The following is a 15,462-nucleotide window of genomic DNA, read 5'->3' as shown; positions in this document are numbered from 1 at the left end:
AATGTCTTTAAAAGAGAAGCTGCTCGATTTCTCGGGTGCCTTGACGACGGCAACGAACCACGCGCCGGAAAACTATCCGGCGTGGAGTTCATGGACTTACGAGACGAACATGGCCGACCTCAAAGAGCTGTGGGCGGAAATCCGCCCGAAGCTAAAGAAGGATATAGATCAGGTCAAATTCATCGACGGCAAGCTACAGGAGGCGTTTGCCGCCTACGACGCAAAGGACAAAGAAAAAGGCCAAGACGCGATCCTGGCGATCTACAACCTTGACGTGAAGACGCTGCGCTGATCGGTGCCGATAAATGAGCTTGCACCCCAACACGCTCTGCGCGAGCTGGGATCAGTTCCGGCAATCGGGCACCGCCCGGCAGCAAGGCGCAGCCTTGCTGCCGGGCGGCGGGGTTGGGTTTGATGTTCGACCTGACTGACGGCGGAGCGCGGCGGCAAGCGACGCAGGAGCGCGCCCTGTAGCCCCGACTAGCACCATCCCGTATGGTGGACGCGCGCAGCGCCCGACCGAAGCCCTGCGCAGCACCGGATGGTTTGGCAGCCGCGCAGGGGCGCCAGACATAATGTGCGCCCTGGGGCGCAGGGCTTCGGCCAGGGTCACGGCGCGCGCGCCGCCGGCGCTTGCACCCGCGCGCTGCCGTCAGCCAGGTCGAACGCAAACCCAACGTCAACAGCAAACCCTTTGCGCAGCGCCCTGCGGGCGCCGCGCCTCACGCCACCAACAAACCACGCAGCCAAGAAGCCGGGCCGTACTCCTTCCAAAGATCAAAAAGAAGATGGCCAATAGCCTTGCCGACAATGGAAGTCAGAATGCCAGCAATAGCGTTGGGTTTGCTTGTGACGGTGCGTTTCTTGGTGTGCTTCGACATGGTGATGTCTCATAAAGTTGATCGAGGCGTGATCATCCACCGAGACGAGCAAAAACTTAGGATTTAGTTTGCGCGGAAAAATCCGCACATCAAGGCCCTTGCGCCCGCGCGCGTAATCGGCGAAACTCGCGTCCAGAAATTTTTCGCTCTTTAACATCAATGCACCTGGGCCGACCGGCCCGCCAGCCCGCATCGCGCCGGGGTTTTCGCCTTCGAATTACGACCGTTCACGTCGGGGCCACGGATCGCTGCAGATGCCTTCGGAAACGCGCTGGGCAGCAGTTTAGCGGACAGCATCAACGGTACCGGTCGCCTGCTCACTCCTCGCCCGCTCAGTGACTTCACTAGCATTGGGGCAGTTGATCCGTCTAGGCCACAGGTCGATATTAACTCCCTCATTGATTCGATATCGAGGCCGATCATGGTGAACGGTGACTTCCTGACGCCTGAACAGATGAACGAAACCGATAGTGCCGCTGCGGCCGAAAGTGATGCCGCAATGCGCACATTCCTGGATAAGAACGCTGAGAAAAATGGCAAACGCCTAGCTAACGGTGTCGATCGGCTAATGAAAAGCATTAAACCATCGCCTACTCTGTTGGAAAGCCCTGTAACGGGTAAATATGGCAATTTCATGGATCTGTCTCGTGAAGCTCGCCAAATAGGCGATACGATCCAGCAACGTCAAAATGCATTGAACGCAGCTGCGGGGCCTCAGTTGGTTCCATATGACCCGAAACTAGATAACGATCGGGAGATTTTTGTCGCTAGTTTCAACAACATGATAAATAGCCCGATGGCAGCAATAAACGGCGGCGCTACAATAGTCGCTGGGGGATCCCCTTCCGATGTGTATTACTCAACACAACTGGGGGTAAGTCAAGATGGCATTTTAATGGCAGGTGGTGCTATTGGGGGATCACCACGATTTACCGGAGCAACGCGTACCCCTGAGATCGTGCGAGATGGACGTGCAGGCCCCGCCAGCGATGCGATAGAATTTGAAAACTTAAAGGAAAACTATCGTGCCCGGGATGTGGGCAGGATTAATCTTGATCGGCCATCCAACGTTTGGAACCGCTCCATGCAGGACCTACGCAACCAATTCCAGCTTGACGGATACACCTCGTACAACAACCAAACTAGGACAACGTCAAAATCCGAAGTATATGCCCTTGAAGGACACCCAGAGATCTTGCAAATCCAAGTTAGTCCTCCCGGAGAAACTCATAACAGTCAATACTATAAATTCATGATGCGCGATGGTGCTGAAGTAAAAATAATTGACCCAGCCACATATAATCCTAGAACAGTAAGGAGCAATACTACTTTCTTCGACACCAAGGGAAATTCTGGAAAATATGAAAACGGAAAATGGATTCCACGATGAAAATAAATTTCCCAATGCCTAATATGAACTCTCCAATTATTCCGCGACAATCAGCGGCGGGGTTCGAATTGAATACACATGTCGACGACATATTTGAAGACAAAGAAAACATTCCACTATGGAATGAATTAACGGGATCACTTCCGGATGTTGTTTTAAGAACCGATCACTGGATTAGATTTTCACCCAATTTTTCTAATGAACTCAATACTGATACTGGAGATCAGTTTTATTTCAACAAGGGTGCACTTCAACTTATTTTCAATAGAGAAAATTTTCTTAAATGCATTGCATTGTCGGATGGATATCATGGGATGCTATTTGAAAAAATATCTATCGGCACTAGGTTAGGCGATGTTTTAAAATTCTTTGAAATTAAATATGATCAAAATGACGAAGTTCATTATCCGGCTGATGAGGAATCTTATCCTGGGATCGAATTTTATGCGGAAGGATGCTCCCTAGCAGAATCTCCCGAACAGGTTATCAGCGCGATCTTCGTCAAAATATAGTTGATGAATAGAGACAAGGTGCACTAGTGCCCTTTGTAGCATGTAGAACAGCAGGCCTTCCCTCCTCGCCCCCGGTATTTTTTACCGCTGCGAGGAGGCTTTAGCCTTCAAACGCCAACTTCCTTGTTGCCCTGTCCAGTGTCCAGAGTAGCAGCGTGGCGTTTTCTGTATGAAAAAATGCCGCTAACGCCACGCATGAGGCATTTCCAGTAACGGATCTAAGGGTATAAACCATTAACACCTATTCAACTACATAAAAATTATACAGAAACTTCTCGTCAGGCGAACTCAGTTCTGGACAGCCTTGGCTACCCAGTCGTTTGTTTCTTTCCGAATTCGAATCCCCGGCTAACGCTCGACTTGTATCCCCTTGAGCGGACCGACCTTTGAAGATATTTTCTCTACTTAAATTTAGGACAAAAATGTTTCTTCGTTTTCTTGTTTGCGTACTTGCATTCTCAATTCTTACCGGTTGCGTTAGCGTTCAGCCGATACTCAGCGCCGATGCCCCGGCAGACCCGAATTCCGGGTATCTGTCAGGGCAGTTCTCGAGGGTAAAGTTGAGTGGATTTGGGCTTGTTGTTAAAGCAACTGATGGTAGCGCCGAATATGTTCTATCGATGGGAGAGGATGGCAATTTTCCGTCAGCAGTGGAGTCACAAACTGTAGTGATGAAGCTGCCACCAGGTACCTATAGGATCTCGCAGTGGGTCACTTACGCTACGCTAACAAAGGAGACGTTGACAAGAAAATCGCTTGAGAACTCCCCAGTAAGCCAACCATTCAAAGTCGCCCCGGGAACCGTACTTCATCTGGGTCGTTATGATCTAGGCGGCAACAAAGAAATCGTTTTCAACGGGCTCAAAATGAATTTCAAAATGAGCCCTTTGCCGACTAAGCAGCGCGAAGTTCAGAGCGCCTTTGTCCTCAGTTATCCTAAACTCGCAGGCCTGCCATTCCATTGCTTGTTCTGCGTGGACACACTCAGAGAAAATCAGGTTGCGAGAGATTGAAGTTCGCCCCGGGTTTGAAGGCGGCTCCAGGATTCAAGAAACTGGAGCAACAACCTCACAGCCCTACACACTCACCGTCCCATACGCTTTCAAACTGACCGAATTCGGTATCTCCGCCATCGACAGCACCCGCATGTGGGGGATCATCCGCTCGGACAAGGCGCGCACATGTCGGCGCAGGTCCGGTGAGCACAGCAACACCGGCAGCATGTTGGCCTTCATCATGCGGTCCGATTCCGCCGCCAGCCGCGCCTGCAGCTGCTCCGCATATTTCGGCTCGATCGCCATGCTGCTGCCGCTGTCCACGCTGCGTATGCTCTGCAACAGCACCTGCTCGATGGCCGGATCCAACGTCAGCACGTTCAGCGACGTCATTTCGCCCAGCAGCGCCTGGCAGATCGCAGCGCCCAGCTTCTGCCGCACCACTTCGGTCAGATAGCCCAGGTCCTTGCTGTTGCGCGCCATGTCCACCAGCGACTCCAGGATCACTTCCAGATTGCGGATCGACACCTTCTCGCGCAACAGGTTCTGCAGCACCTTCTGCACATCGCTGACCGACAGGATGGTCGGTATCAATTCCTCCACCAGGCCCGGCTGCTGCTGGCGTATGCGTTGCAGCAGCCGGTCGGTCTCAGTGCGCGTCAGCAGCTGCGCCGACTGTTGTTTCAGCACTTCGCTCAGGTGCGTGATGAACACCGTCGACGCATCGACCAGCGTATAGCGCGCGGCGCGGGCGATCTCGCGTTCCGACTCCTCGATCCAGATCGCCGGCAGGCCATAGGTCGGCTCGCGCGTGGCGATACCTTTGACGGTGCGCTGCTCGCCGCCGGCGTGGATCGCCATGGTGCGGTCGATCATGATCTCGCCCTTCCCTGCCGGCACGCCGAACACCTGCAACTCATAGGCGTTGACGCCCAGGTGCGGCGCGTCGCGGAAACGCACGCGCGGCAGCACCATGCCCGAGTCCAGCGCATACTGCTTGCGGATCGCGGCGATGCGTTCCATGAAGACGGTCTTCTCGCCGCTCACCAGCGGCACCAGGTTGGCGCCTACCAGTACTTCGATCGGCTCCACCTTCAGCATGTCATAGGCGTCTTTGTCGCCCTCCTTCTCGCCCTCCTCGGCCTCGGCTTCGGCGCCAGGCTCCGCGGCCTGGCGCGATTTACGCAGCACCATGAAGCCGATGCCCAGCAAGGCCAGCACCAGGAACAGCACCGGCAGCGACGGTATGCCCGGCAGGATCAGCATCACCGACAGCGCCGCCGCGACGATGAACAGGGTCTTGGGGAAGGAGGTGATCTGCTTCAGCACCTCGGAGCTGAGGTTGCCGTCCGAGGCCGAGCGGGTAACGATGATACCGGTGCCGACCGCGATCACCAGCGCCGGCACTTGGGTGACGATGCCGTCGCCCACGGTCAGCAGCGTGAATGTCTGCAAGGCCTGGTCCCAGCGCATGCCCATCTGCATCACGCCGATCACCAGGCCGCCGATGATGTTGATCAGCATGATGATGATGCCGGCGATGGCGTCGCCCTTGACGAACTTGCTGGCGCCATCCATCGCGCCGTAGAAGCCGGTTTCCTTTTCCAACGTCTTGCGGCGGCGCTTGGCTTCGTCCTGGTCGATGAAGCCCATGTTGAGATCGGCGTCGATGCTCATCTGCTGGCCCGGCATGCTGTCCAGCGTGAAGCGCGCCGCCACTTCGGACACGCGCTGCGCGCCACTCGTCACCACCACGTACTGCACCACCACCAGGATCAGGAACACGATCATGCCGATCACGTAGTTGCCGCCCACCACGTAAGAGCCGATGGCGGCGATCACGTGGCCGGCGTCGGCGTCGGACAGGATCAGCCGCGTGGCCGCCACGTTGAGCGACAGCCGGAACAGCGTGGCGATCAACAGCAGCGACGGAAAGGTCGAGAACTCCACCGGCCGGCCGATGTAGAACGTCAGCAGCAAGATCAGCAGGGCGAAGCTGATGTTGGTCAGGATCAGGAAGTCCAGCAGGCCGGACGGAATCGGCACGAACAGCACCGTCAGGATCCCGACCACCAGCAGCGCCATCACCAGATCGGCGTTGTTATTGAATATGCGACGTAGAGACTGCATCAAACTACCCTTTTCGAAGCGCGCCTTGCGTCGCGCATTGTATAAACCCAAACCATGATCTTGGCGATCTGGGGGTACAGCTTTTCCGGCACGTAGCCGTCATAATCCACTTCGCGGAACAGCGCCCGCGCCAGCGCCCGGTTCTGCACCACCGGTATGTGGTGCTGGCCGGCCAGCTCGCGCATCTTGCGCGCCAGGTCGCCGGCGCCCTTGGCCACCACCTGCGGCGCGCCCGACTTGCCGTGGCTGTAGCTGAGCGCCACCGCCAGCCGCGTCGGATTAGTGATCAGCACGTCGGCGCTGGCCACCTTGGCCATCGACTTGCTGCGCTTGAGCATTTCCTTGCGCAGGTCGCGGATGCGCGAACGGATGCGCGGGTCACCTTCGCGGTTCTTCGATTCATCCTTGACGTCGCGCTTGCTCATGCGCATGCGCTTGGCGAACTCCCAGCGCGTAAAACCCAGGTCGATCAGCGCGATGCACAGCAAGGTCAGCACCAGCTTGACCAGCAGCGAACCGACCAGCGCGAGCAGCATGCGCATATAGCCCTTGGGCTCCATCGCCGACAGCCCCATCAGGCCGGGGATGGTGTCGCGCACCAGGATGTACACCACCGTGCCCAATATCGCCAGCTTGACGATGCTCTTGCCCGATTCAAACAGCGTGCGCATCGCGAAAATGCGCTTGAAGCCCGCCATCGGACTGAGCCGCTCCAGGTCGGGCTTGAGCGGGTGCATGCTGAAGATCGGCCCGGTCTGGATCAGATTGGTCAGCACCGCCACCACCGCCAGCGTCAGGAACAGCGGCCCCAGCACATGCAGCATGCCGACCAGCAGCTGGCCCATCCAGGCGGCCACCGCGTCCACGCTCCATTGCTGGCGGCCGGCGCCGGCCAGCACTTTCTGCTGCATGGTCAGCGTCTGCCGCAGCGCGTCCCAGCCGCCGGCGTAGACGGTCACGACCAGCGCCGTCATCATCGCCATCGCATTGAAGTCGTTGCTGCGGGCGACCGAGCCCTTCTTGCGCGCCTCGTCCAGCTTATGCGGCGTGGCCTGTTCCGATAGATCGGCATCCTGCTCAGCCATTTACGTCAGCACCTGTTCCCAATAAATAAAAATCGATCCGTACACGCGCGCCATCAGCGGCTGCAGCGTGCCCATGCTGGCCGCGAAGACCGCCAGCCCGACCACGATCTTGACCGGCACGCCGACCACGAACACATTCATCTGCGGCAGCACGCGCGACACCACGGCCAGGCCGGTCTCGGCCAGCAGCAGGCACAGCATCACCGGGATGATCAGCGCCACGCCCAGCGAAAACATCAGGCCGAACTGGCGGATCGCCGCCTCCGGGTCCAGCGCGTGAAAGCCGGAACCGGGCGCCACCTGGCGCAGCGAGAATGCGATGCCGCGCAACAACGCGTGGTGCGCGTCCATGCCGAAGAACACCGCCACCGCCACCAGGTTCAGCATGGTGGCGAACAGCGGCGCGCCGGTGCGCGTGACCGGGTCGTAGACATTGCCCAGCCCGAAGCCGCTCTGCACGTCGAGGATCTTGCCGGCCACCGAAAACGCGCCGAACGCCGCGAAGATGCCGAACGCCAGCGTGACGCCGGTGACGACCTCGGCCAGCGCGTTCAGCAGCACCGGGCCGATCTCCAGCGCCGGCGCCGGCAGCGCCGCGTGCAGGCCGGACACCAGCAGCGAGCTCAGCGCCAAGGTCAGCAGCACGCGCACCGTCACCAGCCCGGCCAGGTTGGAGAAAATCGGCGTCATCATCAGCACCACGCCCAGCCGCAGCGCGGTGTAGAACACGGCCAGCATCCACGCCGGATCGATATCGATGCTCATGCGTCAGAAGTAGGTCGGGATGTTGCCGATCAGGTTGGCGGCAAAGCCCACCAGCCGCTTCAGCATCCACGGGCCGCACACCACCATCACCACCACGGCGGCGATCACCTTGGGGATGAAGGTCAGCGACGCTTCCTGCACCTGCGTGACCACCTGGATCACGCTGACCAGCAGGCCGACCACCAGCGTCGCCGCCAGCAGCGGCGCGGAAATCAGCAGCGCATTCCACAGCAGATCGGACAGCAGCTGCATCGCCAGGTCCGGCCTCATGCGGCGCTCCCGTGGCCCGCCGCTGCGCCGTGCAGCGCGGTATTACCTGGCGCCATGCTGCTTCACGATCTCGCCCAGGTTTTGGCCGAAGGCGCCCTGGCGCGACGACAGCAGGCGCATCGCCAGCTTGCTGAAGCGCTGCGGGTCGGCGGTTTCGCCGGCCAGCACCATTTGCGCGTAACGCGCCGACAGGCTCTCCTTGTCGAGGCCCAGCGCGCGTTCGACGCCCGCCTCGGCCAGCTCGCGCTGGCCCTGCATCGCCTGCACCACCGCCAGGCCGCCGTGGCTGTCGCCGAAGTTGCGGTCGAGCTCGAGCGCGGTCTGGAAGGCCGCGCGTGCACTGTCGAGCTGGCCCGCCAGCAGGCGGCTCCAGCCCAGCAAATGCCAGCTGCCGATGTGGGTGGGCATGTAGCGCACCGCCTGTTCCAGCTGTTGCTGGGCGTTGGGCAGATCACGCTTGAGCAGGCTGGCCGTGCCCAGGCCGGACCAGCTGCGTCCCTCGTCCGGGTTGAGCGCCAGCACCTGCTGGAAGCGCGCCACGGCGGCGTCGCCGTCGACCCGCGCCAGCGCCAGCGAACCGGCCGTCACCAGCGCTTCGAGCTGGGCCTGCGGACGTCCATGCTGCGCGGCCGCGCCCAGCGCCAGCGCGGCCGCGCTCAGCTGTTCGGCCTGCTCCAGCCGGCCGGCGTCGAAGCACACCAGGCTGGCGGCGGCCAGGAAGGCGGCATCCTGTTCGCAATGCGCCATATGCGCGTCGGCCAGCGCGATCGCGCGCTCGCCCTCGCCCATGTGGTGCAGCGCGCGCACCAGCAGCGTCACCATCGGCGGCGACAGCTCGGCGGCGTCCAGGTAAGGCGTCATCGCCGCGTAGGCGTCGGCGTGCCGGCCCAGCCACAGGAAGGCATAGGCCAGGTTGTAGGCCAGGTTCAGGTCCGGGTGGCGCGCCAGCAGCGGCGCCAGCACGGCGACCGCCTCGGCCCATTCCCGGCGCAGCAGATGGGCGCTGCCCAGCCTGGCCAGGAAAAACGCGTCGTCCGGATAGCGCGCCAGCGCCGCCTGCGCGTGGCGCACCGCGCGCTCGCCGTCGCCGGCGGCCAGGCTCAGATCGATCACGCGGGCCAGCAATTCGTTGTTGTCCGGATCGGAGGCCAGATAGCCTTCGCTGCGTTCCAGTTGTTGCATCAAGTCGTTCATGTTCTTCCTTAGTTCTAAATTTCCGCCAGCAGTTGTTCTATCGCCTTGGCCACCAGTGCGCGGCAGTCCGCGTCCGCCTCCATGGCCAGATGGATGTCGTCGACCATCTGGAAAAACCGCGGGTCGTTGACCAGTCCCTCGCCGAACTGCGACAGCAGCACCGCCTCCAGGAACACGCGAAACGCCTTGCGGCCCCGGTTCGGGTCATCGCGGGCGATCTGGCGTACGCGCAGTTCGATCAGCGAGGCCAGGTTTTCCTGCGCATAGCGGTCGGCGGCGGCCGGCTCGACAGCCGGCTGCCGCTTGCCCGCGCCGGCGGACACCGCGCGCGACGACAACTGCGTCTGGATCACCTTGACCAGTTGCGCAACCGAGCCTATCGCTGCCGTCATGGCCTGATCTCCGGCGGCTTAGTGGCGTTGGCCGGTGTAGGCCGACAGCAGGATGTGCGGGCTGTCCTCGGCCGGCGCCGCCGGCGCGTCGGCGGGGGCCGCCGACGCCGCGCCGCCTTGCGCGAGTTCGATCTGGTGCATGATGCTGTGCATGTCGTGGTTGAGCGCCGGATTGGCGGTATTGAGCTGCACGCCCGCCGCCAGGCAGCGCAGCGCATCGGCCAGTTCTTCCTTGACCAGGTGGCGCAGCCCGGCGCCGAACTGGCGCAGCGGATCGCCTTCGGCCAGCTCGTCGAGCGCCTGCAGCACCTCGGCCGCGCGCTGCGGCTGGTTGGCGCCCAGCCACAGCAGGCCCAGTTGCAAACGGGCGGTCGACAGGGCCGGATCGAGTGCGATCGCGGCCTCCATCTCGCCCATGGCGCGCTCATACATCTTGATCTGCGCGTACTCCGCGCCCAGCAGGTAGTGGGCGATGCCGGTGGCGTCGACGCGCGCGACCGCTTCCTTCAGAAAGGCGATCGCACTGGCGGAGTCGCCGCCGGCGCTGGCGTTGATCGCCAGTTGCTGTAATTCGGCCTGGTCCAGCATGGCAAGTGTGGCGTTAGTCATCTTCATTCCCGTTTCAGTGCGTTTCAGTGCGTTTGAGTGAGTATCATCGAAAATATCGTCTTGCATCGCTGCCCTAGCCGCTCCAGTCGAGCTCGCGCGTGGCGCGCAAGCCCTCGCGCAGTTTCAGCAGCGCTTCCTTGTGCAGCTGGGCGATGCGGCCCTTGGTCAATTGCATCATCTCGGCGATCTCGTGGAACGGCAGCTGCTGCAGGTAGTGGTAGCTGACCACCTGCTTGTGCTTGCCCGGCAAACCGTCCAGCAGCGCCTTGATGCGTTCGCGCAGCTGTTTCAGCTCCACGCCGTCATACGTGTGGTCGCGGTAATGCGCCTCCTGCTCCGGCGCCTGGTACATGCCGGAATCCTCCAGCGCGAAACCGACCGCCAGCCCCACCGCCAACTCGGCCAGATAGCCGAACAGGTCGGCCGGGGCGCCCTGCGCCCGCTGCGGTTCCGCCAGCGAGGCCAGCCGCGCCTGCACCGCGCGCCGGCGCGCGGCCACCTGCTCGTGCACCTCGCTATAGGCTTCCATGCCGCTGAGTATAGCGCCGTTGATGCGGCTGGCCGCGTAGGTCTCGAACTTGAAGCCGCGGCTGGCGTCGTAGCGCTCGATCGCTTCCAGCAGGCCAACGCGGCCATACTGCAGGTAGTCGTCGAACTCCACGTTCGCGTGGGTGCGCAAGCCATACATCCTGGCCGCCATCATACGGGCAAACGGCAGATACAGCGATACCAGCCGCTCGCGCAACTGCGGCTCGCGGCTGGCGGCGTAGGCTTCCCACAAGCCGGCCACGGCGCTGGTATCGATGTCGGTGCTGACGGCCATTCAGTCGCTCAGGAAAAAGTGCCCAGCAAGGCGCGCACCACCAGGTTCCAGCCGTCGATCAGCACAAACATCAGTATCTTCAGCGGCAGCGAAATCGAGGCCGGCGGCACCATCATCATGCCCAGCGCCATCAGCGCGCTGGAGACGATCAAGTCCACCAGCACGAACGGCAGGAAGATCACGAAGCCGATCTGGAACGCCGAGCGCAGCTCCGACAGCATGAATGCCGGAATCAGTTGCACCAGGCTGATGTCGTCCATCGTCTTGGGCTGCTCGGCCTTGGCCAGCTCCACCATCAGCGCCAGGTCCTGCTCGCGGGTCTGGCGCACCATGAATTCGCGCAGCGGCACCACGGCGCGCCGGGCCGCGGTCTCGGTCGAGATCCGGCCCTCCATATACGGCTGAAACGCCTTGCTGTTCATTTCCTGCAAGGCTGGCGACATGGTGAAAAAGGTCAGGAACAGCGCCAGGCTGATCACCACGGTGTTCGGCGGCGTCTCCTGCATGCCCAGCGCGTGGCGCAGCATCGACAGCACGATGACGATGCGGACGAACGATGTCATCGACATCAGGATGGCCGGCGCCAGGCTCAGCACCGTCAAGCCCATCAGGATCTTGATGGCCGAGGAAACGTCGGCCGGCTTGGCGCCGCCGGCGCCCAGGCGGATCTGCATGCCTGGCAGGGACAGCGCGCTCTGGTCGGCGGCGGCCCAGGCGGCCGACATCGCAGCCAGCGCAGCAGCCAACAAGAGGCCGCCGAGCGCCAGCTGGCGCCACAACGGGCGCGTCATGGCGCTTCCTTCGGCGCGGCCGCAGCCGCCGGTATGGCGTCGTCCGCCACGCCTGCGGCCTGGGCCAGGCAGCTGACGCCCTGCTCGCTCTGCGCGATCAGATAACGGCCGCCGGCGAATTCAACCACCGACAGCAGCGTACGCGGTCCCAGCCGCTCGGTCTGCAGCACGCGCAGATGGCGTCCCGCGTCCTTGCCCGGCAACGGCAGGTTCAGGCGCTTGCGTATCCAGTACACGGCGGCGATCGCCAGCGCGGACACCAACAGCACGCCCAGCGCGCCGCCCGGCAGCGCGGCGGCGGCGCCGGCGCTGTCCTGCTTGAAAGGGATAGCCGCGCCGCCGTCGGCCAGCGCGCAACCGCTGGCCATCAGCGCCCATGCGGCCCACAGCGTCCGCATCAGGCCACCGCGCCCGGCGCCACTTCGGTGATGCGCACACCGAAATTGTCGTCCACCACCACCAGCTGGCCGCGCGCGACCACGCTGCCGTTGAGCATGACGTCGATCGGGAAATCGGCCTTGCGGTCGATCTTCAACAGCGACGAGGCCTTCAGCGACATCAGTTCGCCGACGGTGGTGTGGGCCTCGCCCAGCACCACCTGCAGCTGCACCGGCACGCTGTCGAGCAGGCGCAGGTTGCCGCCCATCAGGGCGGCGCCGGACGGCGCCGGCGGCGCCAGTTCGGCCAGGGCCACCAGTTCGGTGACGGCGGCGGTATCGGCGGTGTTCGCGGATGGGGATTTACTGCTCATGTTGTACTCCATTGGTGGTATCGAGTGGCGCCAGTTCCAGCGCCAGTGCTTCGCCGGCGCGGCCCAGGTAGCCGTCAAACAGGGCGGCGCCGGATGGGCCGGCGACACGCAGCGCGCGGTCGGCGGCGGTGTCGAGGCGGATCACGTCGCCGATTTGCAGCCGCATCAGGCTGCCGAGATCGACGTCGGCGGCGCCCAGCGGCACCGGCAGGCGCACCGGCAGCGGCGCCAGCAGGCGCGCAAAATCGAGCGCCGGCAGGCGCGCGGCGGCGGCTTGCGCGTCGCTGTGCGCCAGCGCCTGCACGGCGTCGTGGTTCAGCAGCGCGTGGCAGGCCTGGCGGCCGATGTGTATCACCAGCATTACAGCGCCGGAGGCGTAGCGCCAGTCCGACGCCGGCGGCTGCGCGGCGGCCGGCGCCGGCTCGCCGCCGATCAAGGCCATGCCCAGCCCTTGCAGCAGTTGCTGCCATGCGGCCTCGCCGGCGGCGGCGGCCGTGACGGCGCTGCCGCCGGACGGCGCGTACTGGCGGTCCGGCGCGTACAGCAGGCGTTGCACCAGGGCCGGCAGCTCGCCGGACCAGGTGAGAGCCAGCGCGCGCGTATCCTTGCGCCAGGAGCGGCGCCAGACCGTCGCCGCGGGCAGCTGCGCGGCGCCGTCCCAGGCCCGCAGGCACGCCAGCGTCACGTCCTCGCGCGCCACGCCCCAATCCTCGCACCAGGCCTGCACCGCCTGTTCGGCCGGCAGCAGCACCTGATCGAGCACCTCGGCGCGGATCAGCACATAGGGAACTGCCTGCATCAACGATGTCCCTTCATGTCGAACAATTCCTGGATCATGTCGTTGGCGGTGCTGATCACGTGCGAGGCGGCCTGGTAGCCGCGCTGCATGACGATCAGGTTGCTGAACTCCTCGGCCAGGTCGACGTTCGAGCCTTCGCGGTGGCCGGCCGTCAGCGTGCCGAATGCCCCGGTGCCGGCATAGCCGTACTGCACCACGCCGTCGCGGGTCTTGGTGAACGCGCCGCCGCCGGCCTGCTCCAGGTCCGATTCGGTGACGAACTGCGCCAGCGCCAGGCGCGGGCCCTTGGCGGTCTGGCCGTTCGAATAGCGCACATTGATGGTGCCGTCGTTGTCGATGGTCTGGTCGGTGCGCACGCCGGCCGCGTAACCGTCCTGCGACTTCATGCTCATGCCCGACGGCGTGCCCTGCGCCGTGACGCCGCTGAAATCGAGCTTGACTGCCTGCTGCAGATATTGCAGGTTGAAGCCGTCCGAACCCGCCACCGGCGTGCCGCTGGCGAACTTGATCGTGCCCGTACCCAGCACGACCGTCGGGGCCGTGCTGTCGGCGGCGCTGACGGTATAGCTGCCGCCGCCGGCATCCTTGAGGGTCAGCACCAGCGTATGCGAGGTGCCGGCTGCATCGATCACGGTCACGCCGTTGACGGTGCTGTCGACCGGCGGCGTCGCCACCGCAGTGGTGACGTTGCCGGTCAGCTTGACCGTGGCGGTGGCCTTGGCGGCATTGCGCTCCAGGCCACTGAGCGTAATGTCGACCAGCTTGCCGCTGCCGTCGAGCGCCTGCACGTGGTCGCCGGCACCGTTGGTCAGCACCTCCTTGCCGTCGAACTGGAAATCGCCGGCGCGGGTGTAGCGCAACTCGCCGTCGCGGCGCAGCGTGAACAAGCCGTTGCCGTTGATGCTCTGGTCCAGCGCGTTGCCGGTGGACTGGTCGCTGCCCGGACGGAAGTTCAGCTTGGCGCCCAGCGAGGCCACGCCCTGCCCGGCCGGCTGGCGGTGGCCCTCATGCGCGGTCACGCCGCCGCCCTGCTCGAACAGGTCGGCGAACTGCAGCTGCGACCCCTTGAAGCCGGGCGTATTGACGTTGGCCAGGTTGTTGCTGACGATCTTCAAGCCCTTGGCGTTGCTGAGCAGGCCGGAGGTACCGATAAATAGCGTATCGAACATGATTTTCCTTATGGGCGGATGTTCAGCAGCTGCGACGGGCTGATGTTGTTCTGGAACGCGCCGGTGGCGGTGGTGACAGTCAGCATCGGCGAGCCGCGCGAGACATCCAACGCCGTCACACGGCCGGACACGATGAAGCCGTTCTGGTTGACGTCCACGGTCTTGCCCAACAGTCCCACCGACTGCACCGACGACTGCACCGTCAGCAAGTCATCGATCTTGACGTTGAGCTGGCGGCTCTGTTCCAGCGTTGCGAACTGCGCGATCTGCGCCACGAATTCCTGGTTGTCCACCGGCTTGAGCGGATCCTGGTTGTTCAGCTGCGAGGTCAGGATCTTCAGGAAGTCCTGGATGCCGATATTGCTCGACTGCGAGGGCGAACCGGTACCGACTGCCGGGGTTGAACTGATGGCCATTTACACTGCTCCGTTTGCGTTGGTTTTCAATGGCGACGGCGCCGCTCCGTATTGCGGAGCCATGCCGTCGCCGGTGTCTTCATCTTGGTCGCGGGGGCCGGGCTGGGCGCCGGCCGCCAGCGGCAGGCGCTGGCCGTTGACCGTCAATGCGGTCAGCGGCGCGCCCGCGCCGCCCAGTTCGGCGGCCATCGCCAGCGCCACCTGGTGCGCCTGCGCCGTGCCGATCCCGGCATCCCGCAGCCACGCCTGCACGCCGTCCGCATCGCGGTAGACATGCAGCAGGCGGGCCGCGTACTCTTCGCCGTCGGCCGGATCCTGGCCCCGGCTTGCCTGCATGGGGACGGCCTCGCCCTCGTCGCCGCCGGCCTGGCGCGCGGCCGGCGCGGCGCCGGCCAGGCTCCAGCCCGGCGACGCCGTCGCCGTTTTCTGCACCGACAGCGCCGTCTCGCCCATGGCTACCGCGCCGCCGGCCGGACCCCGCTGCATCGCC

Annotated in this window: 20 protein-coding genes; 4 read left to right on the top strand and 16 right to left on the bottom strand. The window is 63.2% G+C overall.

Features of this window, described 5'->3' with window-relative positions; genetic code table 11:
• Nucleotide 1 precedes the first annotated feature (1 nt).
• Nucleotides 2-292: a hypothetical protein gene (locus DUGA2_RS34295; protein WP_229214551.1), complete on the top strand. Its 291-nt coding sequence runs from the start codon at nt 2-4 to the stop codon at nt 290-292.
• 430 nt (nt 293-722) lie between these two features.
• Here DUGA2_RS34295 and DUGA2_RS33940 read toward each other — a convergent pair whose 3' ends face one another.
• Nucleotides 723-881 carry a hypothetical protein gene (locus DUGA2_RS33940; protein ID WP_168167741.1) on the bottom strand — a complete coding sequence of 53 codons (159 nt, stop codon included), beginning with the start codon at nt 879-881 and terminating at the stop codon, nt 723-725.
• A 421-nt stretch (nt 882-1,302) separates the two neighbouring features.
• Here DUGA2_RS33940 and DUGA2_RS33270 point away from each other — a divergent pair, with 421 nt between their 5' ends.
• The 3 genes from DUGA2_RS33270 (at nt 1,303) to DUGA2_RS33260 (ending at nt 3,796) form a co-directional block, all read left to right on the top strand.
• Entirely contained in the window at nt 1,303-2,271 is a 969-nt protein-coding gene (locus DUGA2_RS33270; protein WP_141753141.1) for a hypothetical protein, read from the top strand.
• Nucleotides 2,268-2,783 (top strand): hypothetical protein, encoded by a 516-nt coding sequence (locus tag DUGA2_RS33265; protein ID WP_141753140.1) that lies wholly within the window; start codon nt 2,268-2,270, stop codon nt 2,781-2,783. Before DUGA2_RS33270 ends, DUGA2_RS33265 begins: the two co-directional genes overlap by 4 nt.
• A gap of 386 nt (nt 2,784-3,169) precedes the next feature.
• Complete coding sequence (locus DUGA2_RS33260) at nt 3,170-3,796, top strand: hypothetical protein (RefSeq protein ID WP_141753139.1); 627 nt, start codon at nt 3,170-3,172, stop codon at nt 3,794-3,796.
• A 63-nt stretch (nt 3,797-3,859) separates the two neighbouring features.
• On the opposite strand, the gene flhA is transcribed toward DUGA2_RS33260, so the two are convergent.
• The 15 genes from flhA to DUGA2_RS33935 all read right to left on the bottom strand — a co-directional run.
• Entirely contained in the window at nt 3,860-5,908 is a 2,049-nt protein-coding gene (gene flhA, locus DUGA2_RS00075; protein ID WP_070266517.1) for a flagellar biosynthesis protein FlhA, read from the bottom strand.
• Nucleotides 5,908-6,993 (bottom strand): flagellar biosynthesis protein FlhB, encoded by a 1,086-nt coding sequence (locus DUGA2_RS00070; protein WP_070266516.1) that lies wholly within the window; start codon nt 6,991-6,993, stop codon nt 5,908-5,910. The genes flhA and DUGA2_RS00070 overlap by 1 nt, the downstream gene beginning before the upstream one ends.
• The gene (locus DUGA2_RS00065) at nt 6,994-7,758 is read right to left on the bottom strand and encodes a flagellar biosynthetic protein FliR (RefSeq protein ID WP_070266515.1); all 765 of its coding nucleotides are present in this window, start codon (nt 7,756-7,758) and stop codon (nt 6,994-6,996) included.
• A 3-nt stretch (nt 7,759-7,761) separates the two neighbouring features.
• A complete protein-coding gene (gene fliQ / locus DUGA2_RS00060; protein WP_070266514.1) occupies nt 7,762-8,028 on the bottom strand; it encodes a flagellar biosynthesis protein FliQ in 267 nt (88 codons plus the stop codon).
• 42 nt (nt 8,029-8,070) lie between these two features.
• Entirely contained in the window at nt 8,071-9,222 is a 1,152-nt protein-coding gene (locus DUGA2_RS00055) for a tetratricopeptide repeat protein (RefSeq protein WP_070266513.1), read from the bottom strand.
• Nucleotides 9,223-9,236: 14 nt separating this feature from the next.
• Nucleotides 9,237-9,614: a hypothetical protein gene (locus tag DUGA2_RS00050; protein ID WP_070266512.1), complete on the bottom strand. Its 378-nt coding sequence runs from the start codon at nt 9,612-9,614 to the stop codon at nt 9,237-9,239.
• Nucleotides 9,615-9,632: 18 nt separating this feature from the next.
• A complete protein-coding gene (locus DUGA2_RS00045; protein ID WP_141753138.1) occupies nt 9,633-10,223 on the bottom strand; it encodes a hypothetical protein in 591 nt (196 codons plus the stop codon).
• Nucleotides 10,224-10,296: 73 nt separating this feature from the next.
• Complete coding sequence (locus DUGA2_RS00040; RefSeq protein ID WP_083296145.1) at nt 10,297-11,046, bottom strand: sigma-70 family RNA polymerase sigma factor; 750 nt, start codon at nt 11,044-11,046, stop codon at nt 10,297-10,299.
• 8 nt (nt 11,047-11,054) lie between these two features.
• Nucleotides 11,055-11,837, bottom strand: coding sequence for a flagellar type III secretion system pore protein FliP (fliP, locus tag DUGA2_RS00035; protein WP_070266510.1), 783 nt, complete (start codon nt 11,835-11,837; stop codon nt 11,055-11,057).
• A complete protein-coding gene (locus DUGA2_RS00030) occupies nt 11,834-12,235 on the bottom strand; it encodes a flagellar biosynthetic protein FliO (RefSeq protein ID WP_070266509.1) in 402 nt (133 codons plus the stop codon). Before DUGA2_RS00030 ends, fliP begins: the two co-directional genes overlap by 4 nt.
• Entirely contained in the window at nt 12,235-12,588 is a 354-nt protein-coding gene (gene fliN / locus DUGA2_RS00025; RefSeq protein ID WP_070266508.1) for a flagellar motor switch protein FliN, read from the bottom strand. The genes DUGA2_RS00030 and fliN overlap by 1 nt, the downstream gene beginning before the upstream one ends.
• Nucleotides 12,578-13,387 carry a FliM/FliN family flagellar motor C-terminal domain-containing protein gene (locus tag DUGA2_RS00020; RefSeq protein WP_070266507.1) on the bottom strand — a complete coding sequence of 270 codons (810 nt, stop codon included), beginning with the start codon at nt 13,385-13,387 and terminating at the stop codon, nt 12,578-12,580. The genes fliN and DUGA2_RS00020 overlap by 11 nt, the downstream gene beginning before the upstream one ends.
• Complete coding sequence (locus DUGA2_RS00015; RefSeq protein WP_070266506.1) at nt 13,387-14,556, bottom strand: flagellar hook protein FlgE; 1,170 nt, start codon at nt 14,554-14,556, stop codon at nt 13,387-13,389. The genes DUGA2_RS00020 and DUGA2_RS00015 overlap by 1 nt, the downstream gene beginning before the upstream one ends.
• An 8-nt stretch (nt 14,557-14,564) precedes the next feature.
• Nucleotides 14,565-14,972, bottom strand: coding sequence for a flagellar hook assembly protein FlgD (locus DUGA2_RS00010; protein ID WP_070266505.1), 408 nt, complete (start codon nt 14,970-14,972; stop codon nt 14,565-14,567).
• Nucleotides 14,973-15,462 (bottom strand): hypothetical protein (locus tag DUGA2_RS33935; protein WP_168167740.1); only part of this gene is annotated, 490 nt, incomplete at its 5' end.

The organism is Duganella sp. HH101, from assembly GCF_001758795.1.
GTDB classification, from domain to species: domain Bacteria; phylum Pseudomonadota; class Gammaproteobacteria; order Burkholderiales; family Burkholderiaceae_D; genus Rugamonas; species Rugamonas rivuli.
Note: the sequence above shows the minus strand (reverse complement) of the source record. Positions and strands in the feature narration are given on the sequence as shown.